Source organism: Brevundimonas sp. DC300-4 (assembly GCF_049897365.1).
GTDB lineage: Bacteria > Pseudomonadota > Alphaproteobacteria > Caulobacterales > Caulobacteraceae > Brevundimonas.
The window spans coordinates 110112-128118 of record NZ_JAFCWC010000002.1 but is presented as its reverse complement, the minus strand read 5'-3'; the positions used below and the strand labels follow the sequence as shown (position 1 = coordinate 128118).

The following is an 18007-nucleotide window of genomic DNA, read 5'->3' as shown; positions in this document are numbered from 1 at the left end:
TAGGACGACGCCTTTGTTCCATCCCTCGCAGCAGCGTGCGACTTCGCGCGCCGACCGTACGGCCAGGATTCGGCCCGTACAGGCGGCAGCGGTGTTCGGCGCCCTTGTGGGTCTTGGAATCGGCTGCGCCTATCTGGGAGGGACCGTCGCGCGTGCGACGACCGTCCGCGCCCAGGCTGAACGTCTGGAAGGCGCCACCGCCGCCGGCTTCACCGAGGAAGCGCTCGCCGCCGCCGCCGGGGGCCTGGACGCCAGCGCTTTGACCATCGCCCGCCGCCACGATCCCTATACCGTCGCCGGCGGCGCCCAGCGCGACCGCCAGGCCGAACTGCTGACCGCGCGTCTGGAGCAGCTTCGTCCCGACAGCACCCGCAGCGACCTGCGCCGCGCCAGCCTGACCGACATTTCCGCCGCCGCTCGTCAGTTCCGTATCGACAATGCGCTGGACGCCTCGCGCGATCTCGAATGCCTGACCCAGGCCGCCTACTACGAGGCGCGCGGCGAGGGCTCCGACGGCATGCGCGCCGTGGTCCAGGTCGTCCTGAACCGCGCCCGCCACCCCTCCTTCCCGCGCAGCGTCTGCGGTGTGGTGTTCCAGGGTTCCGGCCGTCGCGTCGGTTGCCAGTTCAGCTTCACCTGCGACGGGTCGATGCGCGCGCCGGTCAACCGCGCCGCCTGGAACCGGGCCCGCACCGTCGCCTCCGCCGCCCTCTCGGGCGCCGTCTATGCCGGCGTCGGCAACGCCACCTTCTTCCATACCACGGGCGTCTGGCCGTCATGGCGCAACAGCTTCCTGCGCGTCGGCCAGGTCGGCAGCCACATCTTCTATCGTTTCGGCGGCCGCGCCGGCTCGTCCAACGCCTTCAGCTACGCCGCTCGCGGCTCGACCGGCGCGGACGTCCAGCGCGCCGTCTATGCTGGCATCGATCCGGGCGAGACGGTCCGTCAGGCGGGCCAGGCGATCGCCTACACCGCCTTGCTGGCCCAGGAAAACATGACGTCCAGCAACGAGACGGCGGCGGGTGTGACCGAGGCTCCCACGCCCGCGCCGACGCCGGCCCTCAAGCCCGCGCCCCTGACGACGCCCGTCTCCGGTTCGGCCCAGCCGACCGCCGTGGACTCCGCCGTCGGCAGCGCACCTCAGGTCTGATCGACCGCTGGCCGTTCCTGAACCTGCCAGTGAATGGTCAGGTTCTGCTTCAGGTTTCCGTAGCGGCCCTGCTGACCCGGATTGACGTCGGCGTCACTCAGGTCGGCCAACGGCACGCTGGTCTCGCAGTCGCGACGATCCGACAACCCGGCGTGCTCGACAGAGGCCGCGACGTGGTCGGCGAAGTTGCGATGTTCGTTGGGACTCTTCGGGGCCGGGGCGATGAGACTCTCCTTCTGATCTGAAGCAGAAAACCCTTCGGCGTCCCGCCCGTTCCTCAGAAAGCGTCCAGACCGATGTCGAGAACCGGCGCTGAATGCGTCAGAGCCCCCACGGAAATCACGTCGACGCCGGTCTCGGCGATGCCGCGCACGGTGGTCAGATTGACCCCGCCGGACGCCTCGAGCACCACCTTATGACCACCGTCACGCCGACGCTTCACCGCCTCGACAAGCTCAGCGTTGTCGAAGTTATCGAGCATGATCACGTCCGGTCCCTGCCCTTGCGCGACCAGCGATAGGGCCTGATCGAACTGGGCGAGGCCATCGACCTCCAGCTCGATCTTCATCAGATGACCGGCGTGCGCGCGGGCGGCCTTCACCGCCTCGACCACCCCGCCGCAGACGACGACGTGATTGTCCTTGATCAGGATGGCGTCATCCAGTCCGAAGCGATGGTTGACCCCTCCGCCGCAACGCACCGCGTGCTTCTCCAGGCCGCGCAGACCCGGGGTGGTCTTCCGTGTATCCGCGATCCGGGCGCCCGTTCCGGCGACCGCCTCTACATAGGTCCGGGTCAGGGTCGCGACACCGCACATCCGCCCGAGGAGGTTCAGCGCCGTCCGTTCGGCCGACAGGAAGGCGCGCGCGTCCGCCTCGACCTCGGCCAGGACCGCGCCCGCTTCGAAGACCTCCCCGTCCCTGATCCGCAGATCGACCGAGGCCTTCGGATCCATCTCCAGCACCGTCAGCCGCACGCAGGCGATTCCGGCCAGCACGCCCGGCTTTCGGGCCGCGAACCGCGCCCGCATCCGGGCGCCTTCGGGAATGCAGGCCGCCGCCGTCACATCGCCCGCCCGCCCCAGATCCTCGGCCAGGGCCATGCGGATGACAGGCAGAATCACTGTGTCCGGAAGCCCGCTCATGCCGCCACCGTCTGCAGGACGTCGCGCCGGAGGCGGGTATGCACCGGGGTCGTCGCCGTCTCGGGATAGTCCGAACGATAGTGGCCGCCCCGGCTCTCGCGCCGGGCCAGGGCCGCCTCGGCGATCAAACGCGCCGCGACCAGCGCCGGCGGCGCGCCATGGGTCGCCTCCAGCCGGTCGATCAGGGCGACAAGCCGCGTCAGGCCCGCCGCGTCGCGCACCACGCCCGCATCGGCGCTCATCGCCGCGCGCAGCCCGGCATGGGCCGCCTCGGGCAGGTCCTCGACCACCGCGCCCACGACCACGGGCCCCCGGGTCGCGATGGCCTTTGCCGCCTCGCGCCCCGTCCGCCGCCCGAAAGCCGCGGCCTCGAGCAATGAGTTGGACGCCAGCCGGTTGGCGCCGTGCACCCCTGTCGCCGCGCATTCGCCGACGGCGTAGAGGCCTTCCAGCGACGTCCGCCCGTCGGGGTCAGCGGCGATCCCGCCCATATGATAGTGGGCCGCCGCCGCCACAGGAATCGGGGTCTCGCGGGGGTCCAGACCCGCCTGCATACAGGCCGCGAAAACGGCCGGGAACTCGGTGGGGAAATGGTCGCCGACGGCTGTTCGCGCATCGAGGAAGGCTCCGCGCCCGGCCGCCCGCGCGGCATGCACCGCCCGCGCCACCACGTCCCTCGCCTTCAGATCCGCGCCGTCGGCGTCGCCCAGAAGGAACCGCCCGTCCCGGTCGATCAGCCGCGCCCCCTCGCCCCGCAGGGCCTCGGTCGCCAGCGGCATGGGATCGACGCCGACGTCGATGGCGGTGGGATGGAACTGCACGAACTCGGGATCGAGGATTTCCGCGCCCGCCGCCCAGGCCAGGGCCATGCCTTCGCCCTTCAGCGCCACCGGCGTGGTCGTCGCACCATAGAGGCCGCCCGCCCCGCCGGTCGCAAGCACTACAGCCGGGGCGAGGACCTCGACCATGCGACCGCCCGGATGCTCGATCACCGCGCCGCGCACGCGACCGGTCCCGTCCTGGATCAGGGCGCGCAGTCGTGCGTCCTCCCAGACGGTGATGTGAGAGGCGGCCCGCACCGAGGCCACCAGCGCCGACAGGATCGCCCGCCCCGCGCCGTCGCCCCCGACGCGGGCGACACGGGCCATCGAATGGGCCGCTTCCAGGCTGACGGAGAACTCGCCGGCCGCATCCCGGTCGAACGGCGCGCCGAGAGAGGCCAGCCATTCGACGGTCGCCCTGCCTTCATTGGTCAGGACCTCGGCCGCATGGTGGTCGACAAGGCCGGCGCCCGCCGCCTCCGTGTCCTTCAGATGCAGGGCCGGAGCGTCGTCTTTCGACAGGGCCGCAGCCACGCCGCCCTGGGCCCAGGCGCTGGACGCCGCCTGAAGCAGGGGCGCGGGGCTGATGACGATGACAGGCGCGGGGGCTGCCGAAAGCGCGGCCGACAATCCGGCCAGGCCTCCGCCGATGATCAGCGGGCCGTCGTGATGAATGCGGCTCACCGGTCGAAGCCGATGAAGCGGGCGGCAATCTCGAATGCGCCCTGAGGTGAGCCCTCGGATAACGGCAACAGGACGCCAATCGCGGCGGCCCCGCACAGGGCGCCGGTCAGCAGGAACAGGGCCAGAGACTTGCCGGCCTCGGGCCAGGTCAGCTTCTTCTCGCCCGGCCGCCATGCGCCGCGACGCAGGGATCCCAGGATCGCGATGGCCAGGAAGACCGCGAGGATGTAGCGCCCTGTCGAGACGCCCCACCAGACCGCCAGCGCCCCGATGGCGATCAGGGCGGCCTTCTCGACCATCGGATCGATGCGGGCCAGCACAGGCCCCAGCGCCTTGGAGCCGTCCAGCGGCGGCGCGGGCGCCAGGTTCACCAGATTAATCATGGCGATGAAGAAGGCGCCCAGCATCCACTCCTGATCGCCGGTCGCAAACCAAAGGCCGACGGCGGGCAGGACGGCGAGCAGGCCGAATGCCGGTCCTGCCAGAGACACCAGCACCCCGTGCCATTCGCTCTCGGGATTGCGCTGACCTCGCGCCAGCCCGCCGAGGAAGGGAATGATGTAGATCTTTGCTGGTCCCATCCCGAGCCGGTTCATCGCCAGCACATGGCCGTATTCGTGCACGAACAGGCCGAAGATCGCCGCCACCGCGACGACCCAGCTGCCGCTCATCAACCATATGAACCCGCCGAGCAGCAGGGTCGAACCGATCGCCCACGGCAGGCTCTGGCCCTTGTCGATGACCGGCGCGCCGGGGCTGGACTGCGGGACTGCGGTCGTTGGTTGCGCGACCGGCTTCGGCGTGGAACCGTCGCGCGATCCCCAGGGGCCATCTGTCATATCAGCTCCACCGCGACATGGTGCTTGGCCTTGACCATGTCGTAGCGCGCCGGGATCGCGGGCGGCGGCAGGTCGATCATTCGCTGCACGGCGAGCGCGGCTTTCGCGATCATCTCTTCCGGCACCGTGACCTCGAACTTCATGTCGCGCAGGCAGTCGCGGATGTTCTCCAGCGTGATCCGCTTCATGTAGGGGCACATGTTGCACGGGCCGATGAAGTTCACTTCCGGCACGTCGCCCTTGATGTTGGCGGCCATCGAGCATTCGGTGATCAGCACCACCTGCTTCGGCTTTCTGGACATCACATAGTCGGTCATCGCCGCCGTCGATCCGGCGAAGTCGGCGGCGGCCAGCACGTCCTCAGGACACTCCGGGTGGGCGAGAATCTGGGCGCCCGGATAGGCCTCGCGCATCTCGGCGATGTCGACGGCGGTGAACCGCTCATGCACGATACAGCGGCCCTTCCAGGCGATGATGCCGATGTTGGTCTGGGCCGCCACGTTGCGGGCCAGGAACTCGTCGGGGATCAGGATGACGCGATCGACGCCCCATTCCCTGGCCGCCCATTCCACCACCTGGACGGCGTTGGCCGAGGTGCAGCAGATGTCGGTCTCGGCCTTCACGTCGGCCGTGGTGTTCACATAGGTGACGACCGGCAGCCCGGGATATTTCTGCTTGATCAGACGCACGTCGGCGCCGGTGATCGCTTCGGCAAGAGAACAGCCAGCCTTCAGATCGGGGATCAGGACGGTCTTCTCGGGGCTCAGGATCTTCGAGGTCTCAGCCATGAAGTGCACGCCCGCCTGGACGATCACCTTCGCGTTCGACCGCGCGGCCTCCTTGGCCAGCCCCAGGCTGTCGCCGACATAGTCGCCGACGCCGTGGAAGATGTCGGGCGTCATATAGTTGTGGGCCAGGATGACGGCGTCCCGCTCCTTTTTCAGCAGGTTGATCTCGTGGATCAGCTGGGCCTGGACCGGCCACTCCATCGGGGTGACGAACTCCTTGACCTTCTCCCAGACAGGGGCGGTCTCGGCGGCCAGTTCCGGCGACATTCCCAAGGTCTGGGCTGCGTGCGCCATCGACGTCATCTCCATGGGCGACACCGCCCGAATGACTTATGCTCAACATTAGCATAAGTGCGGTTAAGATAGGCCTGTCGGCCCGGGATGCAAGAGGCTGACACGATCTCCGTCATCGCGACCCGAGCCGTGCGGCGTGACGGAATCGCGCAGGCTTCCAGTCTGTGCCGCGCGCGCCATCGTTCGCTGATGCGAAGTGGGTTGCGACGGTTTTGGGGCGACATCTGCCGCGATCAGGCTATGACGGAGAAATATCCTCCGCAAAGTCGCCTCCAAGCCCATCCCTCATGCAAGAAACTCTCCGCCGCATCCTCACCGCCAGAGTCTATGACGTGGCGATCGAGACGCCGCTCGACCCGCTGCCGCGCCTGGCCGTGCGCCTCGGTCGGCCGGTGCTGCAGAAGCGCGAGGACCTTCAGCCGATCTTCTCGTTCAAGATCCGCGGCGCCTACAACAAGATCGCCACCCTGGGCCCGGAACAGCTGGCGCGGGGCGTCATCTGCGCATCGGCCGGCAACCATGCCCAGGGCGTCGCCTTCGCGGCCCGTCGGCGCGGCGCGGTCTCGACCATCGTCATGCCGGTCACCACCCCGCCCATCAAGGTCGCCGCGGTGCGCGCGCTGGGCGGCAATGTCATTCTCCACGGCGAGGCCTTCGACGAGGCCTTCGCCGAGGCGAGCCGCCGCGCGGCCGAGACCGGCGCCGTCTTCATCCACCCCTTCGACGACCCCGACGTCATCGCCGGCCAGGGTACGGTCGGACTGGAGATCACTCGCCAGCACTCCGAGCCCATCGCCGCCATCTTCGTCCCCATCGGCGGCGGAGGCCTGGCCGCCGGCGTCGCGGCCATCGTGAAGTTCCTGCGACCGGAGACGAAGGTCATCGGCGTCGAGCCGGTCGACGCCGCCTCCATGAAGGCCGCCATCGAGGCGGGCGAGGTCGTGACCCTGGATCAGGTCGGCCTGTTCTGCGACGGCGTCGCCGTGCGCCGCGCGGGAACCGAGACGTTCCGGCTGTGCCGTGACCTGCTGGACGAGATCGTCACCGTCAACAACGACGCCATCTGCGCCGCCATCAAGGACATCTTCGACGACAGCCGTGCCGTCGCCGAACCCTCCGGGGCGCTCGCCCTCGCGGGCCTCAAGGCCTGGGCCGCCGCCCATCCGGAGACGGCCGAAGATGGCGCCCTGATCGCCATCAACTCGGGCTCGAACGTCAACTTCGACCGCTTGCGCCACATCGCAGAGCGGGCCGAGATCGGCGAGGGAACCGAGGCGCTTCTGGCCGTCGCCATGGACGACGACCGCGCCGTCTACAGCCGCTTCCTGTCGGCGCTCGATGGCCGTTCGGTGACCGAGTTCAACTACCGCTGGTCCGGTGAGGGCCGCGCCCACATCTTTGTCGGCGTCGCGATCAAACAGGGGCCGCACGAGAAGGATGACCTGATCGCCGCCTTGCGCGTCGACGGCTATGCGGTCGAGGACATGAGCGACAACGAGACGGCCAAGCTGCACGTCCGCCACATGGTCGGCGGCCGCGCCACCGGCCTGCCGTACGAGCGCATCCTGAGGTTCGAATTCCCCGAACGGCCCGGCGCCTTCCTGCGCTTCCTCAACAGCCTTAGGCCGGCCTGGGCCCTGACCCTGTTCCACTATCGCAACCATGGCGACGATGTCGGCCGGGTGCTGGCCGGTATCTCGGTGCCGCCCGCCGAACAGCCGGCTTTGAACGTCGCGCTCGCCACGCTCGGTTATCCCTATGTCGACGAGACCGACAATCCGGCCAGCCGGCTGTTCCTCGACGGTACGTGAAGGCCCGATCCGGCGCTAAAGCTTGCGAAACACCTTTGGGCCACGTTGAGGCGTGCTCCTCCGTTGCGTACCCTTGTTGTTCAAAGCCCTGCTGCTCGGTCTCGCCGTGCTGGTGGCCGCGCCGACTCTGGTCCTCGCCAAAAACCCGGCCCCTCGCGATCCATTGGCCCTGGCTGCGGCTGTCGAGCGCCGGGCCGGCGCCACGACCTTCGCCCAGCTCGAAGCCTTCGGTCAGAGGGCCCTGCACACGCCCGGTCGCGAGGGGCTGAACCGGCTCTACCACGTCGTCTGGACCAGCCTGAACCAGGGTGATTTCGAGAGCGCCACGCGGTGGAACCTGCAGCTCGCCGCCGCCGCGGGGCGGCAGGGCGACGCGCGCTATACGAAGATCGCCCATCTTAACGCCCTGACGATCCGCTACGATGCGGGCGACGACGCCGCCGCCATCGAGATGGAAAAAATCTCCAGGGCGGAATCAGACTGGTTCGTCCGCGCCCACGCCACCCGCATCCACGCCCTGGCCCTGATGGACCAGGACCGCCTCGGCGAAGGGCTGAACCTGCTCAACGAGGCCATGAGCCTGACCCCCGAAAACGACGCCTTCGCCGACACGGCGCGCGCGGGTCTGTGGGAGGTGACCGGCATCGGCCTGATGAAGCTGAACGACATCCGCGGGGCCACCGACGCCTTCGGTCGTTTCGAACTCGACTACAGCAATCCTGCCTATCCCCGGCCCGACTTCGACGCCGTCTACAACCTGGCCCGCATGGCCGTCCAGGTCGGCGACCAGCCCCTGGCCGAGCGGTTGTTCGCGGTCCACCACCGCCTGGCGACGCGCGCCAGGGTAGAGAGTCTGACCGTCTATGACGCCAACCTGTGCGCCATGGTGGCGCAGGGCGCCGACGATCCGTCCCGACTGCTGCGCTGCCTCGCGCCCTATGGCGAAAGCCTGGGCGCGGCCGAGTTCCTGGCCCACCACATCCTGCCGATCCGCGCCATGGCTCGCGCCCGCACCGGCGACGTGGACGGGGCGCGGCGCGACGTCGCCGAGATCCATCGTCGCCAGGCCGCGGGCGAGTTTCGCGACGAAGGCCTCTCACAGGTTCTGCATGCCGAGGCCGAAGTGCTCCAGGCCCAGGGCCGCTCGCGCGAAGCCTTCGACCTGCTTCGCCGCCATTCGGAAGAAGAATCCCTTCAGCAGACGCGCCGCTTCAGCGAGGGTATCGGCCAGGTCACTTCGGAGATGCGGAATCAGTTGCGGGAGCGCCGCCATCAGCTGGAGACCGCCCGGGCCAACACCGCGCTCCAGGCCGACGTCATTCATAGCCAGCGCTGGGTCGTCGGCATCGGCGTGGTCTTCCTCCTCAGCGCCACCGCCCTGCTGCTCCGCCAGTGGAGCCTGACCCGCCACCTCCGCTTCGCCCGCCGCCGCGCCGAGGATGCCAACCGGGCCAAGTCCGAGTTCCTGGCCAATATGAGCCACGAGATCCGCACGCCTCTGAACGGCGTTGTGGCCATGGCCGATGCCCTGTCACGTCGCCCGCTCGACCACGCCGAGCACGAAATGGTCGAGATCATCCGCTCGTCCGGCGTGACCCTGGAACGGCTGCTCTCCGACATCCTCGACAGCGCCAAGATCGAAGCCGGTCAGGTGACGATCGAGACCGCGCCCTTCGCCCTCGGCCATGCGGTCAAGGACATCGCCGCCCTGTGGAGCTCCACGGTCGAGGGCAGCCCGGTCGCCCTGGTCGTCGAGCTCGACCCGACCCTGGAGCGGATGGTTGTCGGCGACGTCGTCCGCGTGCGCCAGATCCTGGCCAACCTCGTCTCCAACGCGCTGAAGTTCACCAGCGCCGGCGCGGTCACCCTTCGCGTAGAAGCGGCAGCCGACGGCCGTGTGCGCTTCACCGTGGCCGACACCGGCCTCGGCTTCGACGCGGACCAGAAGGCGCGCATCTTCGACCGCTTCCAGCAGGCGGACGGCTCGATCACCCGGCGCTTCGGCGGCACCGGCCTGGGCCTCGCCATTTCCCGCGACCTGGCCGAACTGATGGGCGGCGAACTGGATTGCGAGTCCACGCCGGGAGAGGGCTCGCGCTTCTGGTTCGAACTGCCCCTGCCGGCCGCTGCGCCTGTCGTCGAAACGGCGACCGCCGACATCGAGGTCGCGCCTGAGGATCTGCACATCCTGCTGGCCGACGACCATCCCGCCAATCGTAAAGTCGTTGAGGTGCTGCTGGCATCGACGGGAGCCACCCTGATCGCCGTCGAGGACGGCCAGCAGGCGCTCGACGCCTTCGCCGGAGGCGGCTTCGACCTGATCCTGATGGACATGCAGATGCCGGTCATGGACGGTCTGACCGCGACTGCCGCCATCCGCGCCCTCGAGGCCGAGCGCGGCCTCGCCCGCACCCCGCTCCTGATGCTGACCGCCAACGCCATGGCCGAGCATGTCGAAGCCGGCCGTCTCGCCGGCGCCGACGGTCACCTCGCCAAACCCGTCACCACCCAGACCTTGTTCGCCGCCATCGCCGCCGCGCTCGACGCCGTCGAACCGGACGAGGCGGAAGAGGTCAGCGCGGCCTGACTTCTGAGAGGGTCGCGCCTTCGTGGGCCAGCAACCAGCGCTTGCGCTCCAGACCTCCGGCATAGCCCGTCAGGGTCCCGTTCGCGCCGATCACCCGGTGGCAGGGAACGATGACCGCGATGGGGTTCTGGCCGTTCGCCAGCCCCGCCGCCCGCACCGCCTTCGGCGATCCGATCGCCGCCGCCAGCTGACCGTAACTGCGCGTCTCGCCGGCCGGGATGGCCCGCAGCGCCGCCCAGACAGACCGCTGGAAATCGGTGCCGCCGGTCTTGACCTTGAGGCCATCCAGCGCCCGCCCGTCCCCGGCGAAATAGGCCTCGACCGCGCCGCGCACCGCCTCGGGCGCCCGGCCGGGGACGAGGACCGCATCCGGCGCATGCCGGCCGAGCAGCCGCATCATGCGCGGCTCATAGTCGGCAAAGTCCAGCGCCCGGACAGCGCCGTCCGTATCTGTGACCAGCAGCACCTCGCCGACCGGCGTCGCGATCCGGTCGAGGGTCAGGGTCTCAGGCTGCACGCCAGAGTCGTGAGTTGTCATCGTCGTTCTCCATCAGATCGGTTGCCGTCAGCCCTGCCATCCGCAGATGCAGCGCCCCATAGGCCCGCCAGGGTCGCCACCGCTCCGCCCGGTCCGCCAGCGTCGCTTCGTTTAATCGATCACTGGGTGCGTCCTCGCTCGCGTCGATCCAGTCGCCCGGCAGCCGCAGGCCGGGCCGCGCCTCAACCAGTGGCTTCAGCACCCGGTCTGCCGACAGGTCGAGCCCGATGGCCTCGGGATCGGCCGACAGGTCGAACACCCGTCGCACCCGCGCCAGCACGCCCGGCAGCGCCTTCAGGTCGCTGGCCTCGACGCAGATCTCCAGCCGTCCCGGCTTGCCCGGCGTGGCCGTGACGAAGCCGTCGGCGCCGTCGACATCCCTGACCAGATCGCGCGACCAGACCCTCCCCTCGACCCGATCCCCACGCGCGGCCAGCGCCGCGAACATCGCGTCCCAGTCATAGGGCGGCCGGGAAGACAGACTCAGCTTCACGCCCTCGCTCGGCGGCCTCTCGGCCCGACGACGCAGTTCCGACGGTGCGCGCCGATACAGGGCCTGGAAGGTCTCGTTGAAGCGCCGCACCGAACCGAAGCCCGACGCATGCGCCACCTGCGCCATCGACAGGTCGGTCTCGTGGATCAGGGCCTTGGCCAGCAGCACTCGCCGGGTCTGGGCCACGCTGACAGGCGCCGCGCCCAGATGCTGTTTGAACAGCCGCCGCAGCTGACGCTCGCCGACCCCCAGCCGTCCGGCCAGGGCGTCGACGTCGGCCTCGTCCAGCGCCCCCGCCTCGATCAGGGCCAGGGCCCGGCTGACGGTGTTCGACGTGCCCCGCCACGCCCCCATGTCGGGCGCGGTCTCGGGGCGACAGCGCAGGCAGGCGCGGAAGCCGGCTTCTTCAGCAGCCGCCGCCGTGACCACGAAGACCATGTTCTCGCGCTTCGGCGTCCGGGCGGGACAGACCGGGCGGCAGTAGATGCCCGTCGTCTTCACGCAGCCGAAGAACCGGCCGTCGAACCGGACGTCGCGCGTCAGAACGGCCCGGTAGCAGGCCTCCTGATCCAGGGTCTCGGCGCGCGTTTCCATGCCGCGAAGATGGCCCTTCCCCGATGGGAAGTCTCGCGGTTTTCGGACATGTCCCTAAGCTCGCGCGGCGCGCCAGGCATTGGCGACGATCGTGTAGACGAGGCTGGCCGCGCTGATCGCCAGGGCCCAGGTCAGGATCAGCGACAGGGTCGACGCCACCCCGGTCAGGTCCCGTTCGCCCTCGCGCAGCTCGCGAAGCCGGTCAAAGTCCAGCAGCACCCCGTCCCCCGCGATCCGCGCCTGTTCCGCGCCGACGCTCAGGGTGAACCAGTGACCTGCCTCGAAGATGTTCCAGGTCAGCCAAAGGCCGGCGACCGCGACCAGGATCGCCAGCACTGCCCGCATCCGCGCCGCCTGCGGCCGGATCAGGGTGAACAGGTCAATCCCCATCTGGCCAAGGGCGTAGAGCAGGATCGGAGCGAACAGAACGGCCCAGATCGGCGCCGGCGAGACGGAGACCAGGTCGCCGTCGATGCGTATCGCGCTCAGGCCCGGGAAATGAACCAGCCCGACCCACCACAGGACGAACAGCCCCACCGCCAGGAAGGAGAAGGCCGCCTCGGCCCCGAAATCGCGAGGGCTCCGCATCGCCCGCGTTCGCCACATCGGCCGCAGGCCCGGTCCGGATCCCGCGCCTATCCTGTCACTCGCGCTCTTCACGCTCGCGCCCCACCAGGACGGGTCGGACAGGCCGAAGGCCGACAGGTCCTTGACCCGCCAGTCGGTGAGCCATTTCGGCCGGATAGCGTAGTGCTCCATGATCGCCCCGGCCAGGGTCAGGGCCCCGATCAGGGTCAGACCGGAACCGAAGAAGCCGTGGAAGGCCTGGGCGATGTCCTGCCCCGCGTCCGCCGTGCCGCTGATCAGCCGGATGAGCAGGCCGATGCCCGAGACGACGAGCAGGATCAGAAGACCCGCCTTCACCCCGTAGAGCCAGTAGGGAAACAGCTCCGGTCCGATCAGCGAATCCGGCCCCTTGCGATAGCGCGCGGCGACCACCAGCGGATGGCCGATCTCCTTCAGGATGACCTCACGCTCGTCGTCTGTCAGCGACCGGTCCAACGCCTCTTCCTTCGCCTCGACGCGACTCAGGATCAGGTCGCGCAGCTCGGCGACGATGTCGTCGCGCTCTTCCACCGACAGCTGTGCCGCGACGGCCTCCAGATAGCGTTCCACCATGTCCATGGTCTTGCCCCTCAGTCCTGAAATGTCAGAGAATCTTGTCAAGCGAGGCGTTGATGCCCCGCCATTCGCCGGCGAGCCGTTCCAGCATCGCGGAGCCCATCGGCGACAGGAGGTAGAAGCGCTTCTTGCGCTTCTCTTCCTCGCGCCATTCGCTCAGCAGCAGCCCCTGCGACTCCAGTCGCCGGAGCAGCGGATAGAGGGTCGATTCCTCCATCTCCAGCCCGTCGGCGGCCAGGGCCTGACGCAGGGTGTAGCCGTAGCGCTCGGTCCGCAGGCAGGCGAGCACCGCCAGCACCAGCGACCCGCGCCGCAGCTCCAGTCGCATGCTCTCGAAAAGTTCGACGTCGATCGTCACCCGGGGCGCCCCTCACGTCACATAGTGTGTGACACACAGTGTATGTGACATACTGTGTGAGGGAGTCAAGTACGACCTGGACCTGGAACATGGCCCGCCTGACGACGGGCCCCGTAAAGGTAGACAGCTGATCGACCCCAGCTACTCCTTCAGGAAGAACAGCCCTTCGACCGTCGTTCCGAGCGCCCTCCCCAGTTCCAGCGCGAGCAGGGTCGAGGGGACGAAGACCCCGTTCTCGACCGTGTTGATCGTCTTGCGCGACACCCCCGCCCGCTCGGCCAGTTCAGCCTGGGTCAGGCCGGCGGCAGTGCGGATTTCCTTGAGGCGAGACCCCAGTCGGGCGTCACCCATCCTTGCCGAATTCCCGATCGAGCCAGGCGAAGCGGATGCCGGCCGTGGCTCCGGCGCCGGCCAGCACGACGGGCAGGGCTGCGATCCCCGTCTCAGGCCGCCACAAGCCCAGGCCGAAGGCGACGGTCGCTCCGACCATCAGGACCACAAAGGCCGCGGCGATGGCCCGCGCCCGTAGCACCCCGGTCAGCTCGTCTTCCAGGAAACGCTTGTTGGCGCGGGTCTGATGATCCCAGCCCATGGTGATCGAGGCGATCAGCCACGCATAGACTACCGGCAAGGGCGCACTGACATAGTCCCCAAAACTCCCTTCACCTGCCAGAATGTCCTGCATCGCCAGCGTCGATTGTACGAGGAAGGCCAGGGTCACCAATGGGAAAATCCACAGCTGGCGCACCCGCTGCGCCTGCAGCCGGTCACGCTTCAGGGGCTCGGTCTCGATGCGCCAGCCGTTGGCGCCCGGCCGCAGAATCCAGGCCAGGATCGCTCCGCCCAAGGCCAGGCCGACGCCGACCCCGGCCAGCACGCCCCATTCTGTGGCCGCGTCGCCCGTGCGTTGCGACCCCATGACGAACCCGAACCCCGACATCATCGCGCCCAGGATGATCGTCGCCAGGGCGGTGGCGAACTTCTTGCGCCGCGCCCGCGCTTCCTTCCGCATCTCCCTGTCGTCCATGGCCGTCACCTCCGCCTCCGGTTAATGTCACCTTGGGGTTACATATCACCTATAGGTTACACGGCGTCAAGCGGTCAGATCAGCAGCGCCCCCTCGTGCCGCAAAAGCCAGGTCTTGCGCTCCAGCCCGCCGCCGAACCCGACCATCGATCCATCGGCGCCCACGACCCGGTGGCAAGCCAGCACCAGCGGGATCGGGTTCCGGTTCAGGGCCGCGCCCGCCGCCTGGGCCGCGCCCGGCTCCCCGGCCCGCCGCGCCATCTCGCCGTAGGACATCGTCTGGCCGACCGGAGCCTCCCACAGGGCGCGCCAGACCCGGGCCTGAAATCCGTCCCGCGCGGCCGCTCCTTCCAGCGACCAGTCGATCCGCATCAAGGCCTGCAGGTCACCGTCAAAGTAGTCGGCCAGCGGGCGCGCTATTGCTTGCGGCACCTCGCCCGCGTCTATCGCGACGCCCGGATACTCCCGCCCCATCGCCCGCCTGAGCCCGTCACCGAACGACACGCCCCTCAACCGGCCGGCCTCGTCAACCGCGAGCGCCAGCACGCCGATCGGCGAGGCGATCCCGGACGCGATCAGCCTCACGGCTGCATAAGTGCGTTCAGCGCACCATAGTCCATCGCTTCCGCCGCCTGCGGCTTCGAATCCCCGTCCGCCAGGAAACCGCGCGTCAGCCGGTCCGCCGTCGCATAGGCCGCTGCGGAGAGGTTCGACCCCGCGCTCAGCCGCCGCACGCCCAGCGCCTCCAGTCCCTTCGCATCCGGGAGCGCCGGCCGCGCCAGCAGGTTCAGCGGCAGGCCCAGATCCACCAGGACCGTGACCGTGTCCGCATCGGTCACGCCCGGCATGAACAGGCCGTCGGCGCCGGCCGCGCGGTACAGCACCGCCCGCCTGACCGCTTCCTGCAGCCGCCCCTCGCCCAGCCCGATCCCTCTCAGCCAAAGGTCGCAGCGGGCGTTGATGAAGAGCTCAGGGCCTACCGCCGCGCGCACCGCCGCGATCTTGTCCGCCAGCGCCTCCGCCGGCCCGTCCGCGTCCTCGATGTTGATCCCGACAGCGCCCGTCTCCCAGGTCCGCCGCACGAAGGCTGCGGCCGCCTTCGGATCGGCGGAGAAGCCGCCCTCGACGTCCGCGCTGACCGGAACCTCGCCCGCCACCCGGATCATCCGCGCCAGGGCGCCCAGCAACTCAGCTTCCGGCGGCGTCGCTCCGTCCGGCCAGCCCAGCGCCCAGGCCACGCCCGCGCTGGTCGTCGCCAGCGCCTTCGCCCCTGCCGCGATCGACAGGGCGGACGAGGCTGCGTCCCAGGCGTTGGGCAGGATCAGCAGTCCGGAACGATGGAGGGCGCGGAAGGTCTCGCAAGCCGACATCGATGATCTCCTTTTGTTCCTCCGAGCATGGCGCGCTTCGCCACGGGAGTCTCGCGGGAATCGGACAGCATTGAGAACCGGAGGGCCGCCTATTTATGCGTCCAGGGGCGGTTGGCGCCCGGCGTGACCCCGGCCGCCTGTTCGCGCTGGAACCGCCCGCCGCGCGGCGGCTTCGGCCGGGCGTCCAGCTTCGCGTTCTTCAGCCGCAAGGCCTTCTGCGCCGGCGTCTCTCCCACCGGACCGTCGGTCGAGGGCGTTGAGGTCTGGTCGGGCTGATCGGTCATGCCCGGACCCGTAGCACGCGGGCGGCCATGGCGCCTGTCGTATCGCGGCAGGTGAGCCGCACGGCAACCTTAACCGCCGCACGCCGTTCTACTGACCGTAGACAGGCGAAACCGCCGGAGAGCACCCCCATGACTTCGATCAAGACCTTCACGGCTCTGGCGGCAGGCGCCGTCGTTCTCTCGATGGCCCCTCTCGCCCAGGCCCAGACGCCCTATGGCCAGTCCGGCTCACAGCAGCCGACCGGCCAGGAAGTCTTCGGCCAGATCCTGCAGAACCTGTTTGGCGGTCAGACGTCCGGTTCGATCGACGCCGAATGGAGTCGTGGGCGTCGCGCACTCGGCGCCCAGCAGACCACTTTCAACAGCCGCCTCGACGCCCAGGTCCGCTCAGGCTCGCTGTCTTCCTGGTCCGGCGATCGAATTCGCACGGACTATGACGCCCTGGTTCAGCTGGAGGCCCGCTACGGCCAGGACGGACGCTTCACGACCCAGGAGCGTCAGGACCTGACCACCCGCTACAACGCCCTGACCTCGGCGCTCGAGGACGGCGGCTACGGCGACGACATCGGCGGCTACCAGTCGGCTGCCGACGGCCGCGCTGACTTCGACGCCCGCGTCGATGCCGCCGTGCGCGCCCGCACGCTGACCCGCACCGACGCCACGCGCCTGCGCAGCGATTACGCGGCCATCGTTTCGGTCGAGGCCGGCTTCCAGCGCGACGGTCTCAGCGCGCGCGAGCGCCAGGACATCGAGGCCCGCCTCGACGCCATCGACGCGCGTGTACCGGGCGGAAACGCCGGCAATGGCGCCGGCTGGCAGCAGACTCCGCGCGATCGCCTGACCGCCATCGAACGCGCCCTCTACACCCTGCCGCGCGGCCAGCAGGATGCCATCCGGGTCCAGTTCGAGGACCTGACCCGTCTGGAGGCCGCCTACTCCCGCACCCGCCCGTCAAGCGACGACACGGCCTATCTGGACCGCCGTCTGGGCGAGCTGGAAGTTCAGGCGCGGGTTCGCCGCTAGGCCCCTCTCCCGGTGGGAGAGGGCTTGAGGCCCGCAGAGCGTAGCGATGCGTCTCGGCCGAAAGGGTGAGGGTTGTGCCCTCACCGGTCACCCTCCGACCCTCACCCTTTCGCGCAAGTCCGATCGCCTGACGGCTTTCGGGCGCTCAAGCCCTCTCCCATCGGGAGAGGGTTTTGCGTTCACCGGCACAGCCGCCCCTGCTCCGCCTCCAGGTGCAGATGGTCGTGGTGGACCGCGTTGTAGTCGGGGCTGAGGACCGTGCCGAAGACGCGGCAGCCCTCGTCGCGTATACGGTGCAGGAAGCGCGCCTCGGGCGTGCCGTCGGCCCAGTCGCCCGCCACGGTGATCCGCCGCCCGTCCCTCAGCCGTACGCCCGAAAAATCAAGCGCCGCGGCCCGCGAATGCGCGCTGGCCCGGGAGGTGCTGCCCGCGTCGGTGCGCACGCCCCGGCAGGCATAGACCCCCATGTGGTCGATCTCGACCACGTCCGAGCCGAGCAGTTCGCGCGCCGCCGGTTCCACTGACTGACGCCGCCAGACGCTGACCGCCGCCGCCAGGGCGCAGGTCATGGTGACATCGGACGGGGCCATCCGGGCTGTCGTCCCCATGTCCGGCCCCAGCACCCCCGCCGCCGTCAGGCCGCAGGTTTCGGAGTTCACCCGGTCCGGCGTCGGACTGAACGTCACCCGCGCCGCCTCCAGTTCCGCCTCGCACAGCACCAGGGTCCGCGTCGCCCGCTGAACGCGGCCGAGCGTCTCGCTGTCGATCGGCTGATCGATCACTCCGGCTCCAGGCGCGACATAGACCGACGGCCCGGGGTTCGGCGCCGGAGCGTAGGGCGTGTAGCCCGACGGCGGGATGGTGTCCGGGATCAGACGGCCACAGCCGGACAGGACGACGAGCAGAAGGGCGACCGCGAGGCGTGACGTTCCGAGCATGACCCGACCCTGACAGGATTCGCCGCCCGATTCTGCTGACAGCCTGCTGTCAGCATCCGCATCCGCCGCCCGTGCGTTGACTG

General features: G+C 69.3%; 19 protein-coding genes. 4 read left to right on the top strand and 15 right to left on the bottom strand.

The window, feature by feature from the left end; translation table 11 throughout:
* Window positions 1–91: 91 nt before the first annotated feature.
* The gene (locus tag ACP7AZ_RS04080) at window positions 92–1150 is read left to right on the top strand and encodes a cell wall hydrolase (RefSeq protein WP_426036325.1); all 1059 of its coding nucleotides are present in this window, start codon (window positions 92–94) and stop codon (window positions 1148–1150) included.
* On the opposite strand, the gene ACP7AZ_RS04075 is transcribed toward ACP7AZ_RS04080, so the two are convergent.
* The 5 genes from ACP7AZ_RS04075 to nadA form a co-directional block, all read right to left on the bottom strand.
* On the bottom strand, window positions 1141–1296 hold the full coding sequence (locus ACP7AZ_RS04075; protein ID WP_426036323.1) for a hypothetical protein: 156 nt from the start codon (window positions 1294–1296) through the stop codon (window positions 1141–1143). The genes ACP7AZ_RS04080 and ACP7AZ_RS04075 overlap by 10 nt on opposite strands.
* A gap of 131 nt (window positions 1297–1427) precedes the next feature.
* On the bottom strand, window positions 1428–2294 hold the full coding sequence (gene nadC / locus ACP7AZ_RS04070; RefSeq protein ID WP_426036321.1) for a carboxylating nicotinate-nucleotide diphosphorylase: 867 nt from the start codon (window positions 2292–2294) through the stop codon (window positions 1428–1430).
* Window positions 2291–3799, bottom strand: a complete 1509-nt coding sequence (locus ACP7AZ_RS04065) for an L-aspartate oxidase (protein ID WP_426036319.1) — start codon at window positions 3797–3799, stop codon at window positions 2291–2293. The genes nadC and ACP7AZ_RS04065 overlap by 4 nt, the downstream gene beginning before the upstream one ends.
* Window positions 3796–4638, bottom strand: a complete 843-nt coding sequence (locus ACP7AZ_RS04060; RefSeq protein WP_426036317.1) for a metalloprotease — start codon at window positions 4636–4638, stop codon at window positions 3796–3798. The genes ACP7AZ_RS04065 and ACP7AZ_RS04060 overlap by 4 nt, the downstream gene beginning before the upstream one ends.
* Window positions 4635–5735, bottom strand: coding sequence for a quinolinate synthase NadA (gene nadA / locus ACP7AZ_RS04055; RefSeq protein WP_426036315.1), 1101 nt, complete (start codon window positions 5733–5735; stop codon window positions 4635–4637). Before nadA ends, ACP7AZ_RS04060 begins: the two co-directional genes overlap by 4 nt.
* Window positions 5736–6007: 272 nt before the next feature.
* Here nadA and ilvA point away from each other — a divergent pair, with 272 nt between their 5' ends.
* Together ilvA and ACP7AZ_RS04045 are read left to right on the top strand one after the other, a co-directional pair.
* Complete coding sequence (ilvA, locus tag ACP7AZ_RS04050) at window positions 6008–7531, top strand: threonine ammonia-lyase, biosynthetic (protein WP_426036313.1); 1524 nt, start codon at window positions 6008–6010, stop codon at window positions 7529–7531.
* Between the two features lie 76 nt (window positions 7532–7607).
* A complete protein-coding gene (locus tag ACP7AZ_RS04045) occupies window positions 7608–10118 on the top strand; it encodes an ATP-binding protein (RefSeq protein WP_426036311.1) in 2511 nt (836 codons plus the stop codon).
* On the opposite strand, the gene ACP7AZ_RS04040 is transcribed toward ACP7AZ_RS04045, so the two are convergent.
* The 9 genes from ACP7AZ_RS04040 to ACP7AZ_RS04000 all read right to left on the bottom strand — a co-directional run bounded on the left by ACP7AZ_RS04040 (window position 10105) and on the right by ACP7AZ_RS04000 (window position 15963).
* Window positions 10105–10656 carry a methylated-DNA--[protein]-cysteine S-methyltransferase gene (locus tag ACP7AZ_RS04040; protein WP_426036309.1) on the bottom strand — a complete coding sequence of 184 codons (552 nt, stop codon included), beginning with the start codon at window positions 10654–10656 and terminating at the stop codon, window positions 10105–10107. The genes ACP7AZ_RS04045 and ACP7AZ_RS04040 overlap by 14 nt on opposite strands.
* A complete protein-coding gene (locus ACP7AZ_RS04035) occupies window positions 10625–11743 on the bottom strand; it encodes a bifunctional transcriptional activator/DNA repair enzyme AdaA (RefSeq protein WP_426036307.1) in 1119 nt (372 codons plus the stop codon). Before ACP7AZ_RS04035 ends, ACP7AZ_RS04040 begins: the two co-directional genes overlap by 32 nt.
* Before the next feature lie 54 nt (window positions 11744–11797).
* Window positions 11798–12928, bottom strand: coding sequence for a hypothetical protein (locus tag ACP7AZ_RS04030; RefSeq protein ID WP_426036305.1), 1131 nt, complete (start codon window positions 12926–12928; stop codon window positions 11798–11800).
* 25 nt (window positions 12929–12953) lie between these two features.
* Complete coding sequence (locus tag ACP7AZ_RS04025; protein WP_426036303.1) at window positions 12954–13283, bottom strand: PadR family transcriptional regulator; 330 nt, start codon at window positions 13281–13283, stop codon at window positions 12954–12956.
* 141 nt (window positions 13284–13424) lie between these two features.
* Window positions 13425–13634 (bottom strand): helix-turn-helix transcriptional regulator, encoded by a 210-nt coding sequence (locus ACP7AZ_RS04020; RefSeq protein WP_426036301.1) that lies wholly within the window; start codon window positions 13632–13634, stop codon window positions 13425–13427.
* Entirely contained in the window at window positions 13627–14310 is a 684-nt protein-coding gene (locus tag ACP7AZ_RS04015; protein ID WP_426036299.1) for a hypothetical protein, read from the bottom strand. The genes ACP7AZ_RS04020 and ACP7AZ_RS04015 overlap by 8 nt, the downstream gene beginning before the upstream one ends.
* A gap of 74 nt (window positions 14311–14384) precedes the next feature.
* Window positions 14385–14894, bottom strand: a complete 510-nt coding sequence (locus ACP7AZ_RS04010) for a methylated-DNA--[protein]-cysteine S-methyltransferase (protein WP_426036297.1) — start codon at window positions 14892–14894, stop codon at window positions 14385–14387.
* Window positions 14891–15679, bottom strand: coding sequence for an isocitrate lyase/PEP mutase family protein (locus ACP7AZ_RS04005; protein ID WP_426036295.1), 789 nt, complete (start codon window positions 15677–15679; stop codon window positions 14891–14893). Before ACP7AZ_RS04005 ends, ACP7AZ_RS04010 begins: the two co-directional genes overlap by 4 nt.
* An 89-nt stretch (window positions 15680–15768) precedes the next feature.
* Complete coding sequence (locus tag ACP7AZ_RS04000) at window positions 15769–15963, bottom strand: hypothetical protein (RefSeq protein ID WP_426036293.1); 195 nt, start codon at window positions 15961–15963, stop codon at window positions 15769–15771.
* Window positions 15964–16092: 129 nt separating this feature from the next.
* On the opposite strand from ACP7AZ_RS04000, the gene ACP7AZ_RS03995 reads away from it, so the two are divergent.
* Window positions 16093–16986, top strand: a complete 894-nt coding sequence (locus ACP7AZ_RS03995) for a hypothetical protein (protein ID WP_426036291.1) — start codon at window positions 16093–16095, stop codon at window positions 16984–16986.
* A 179-nt stretch (window positions 16987–17165) separates the two neighbouring features.
* On the opposite strand, the gene ACP7AZ_RS03990 is transcribed toward ACP7AZ_RS03995, so the two are convergent.
* Complete coding sequence (locus tag ACP7AZ_RS03990) at window positions 17166–17924, bottom strand: extensin family protein (protein WP_426036289.1); 759 nt, start codon at window positions 17922–17924, stop codon at window positions 17166–17168.
* Between the last annotated feature and the right edge of the window lie 83 nt (window positions 17925–18007).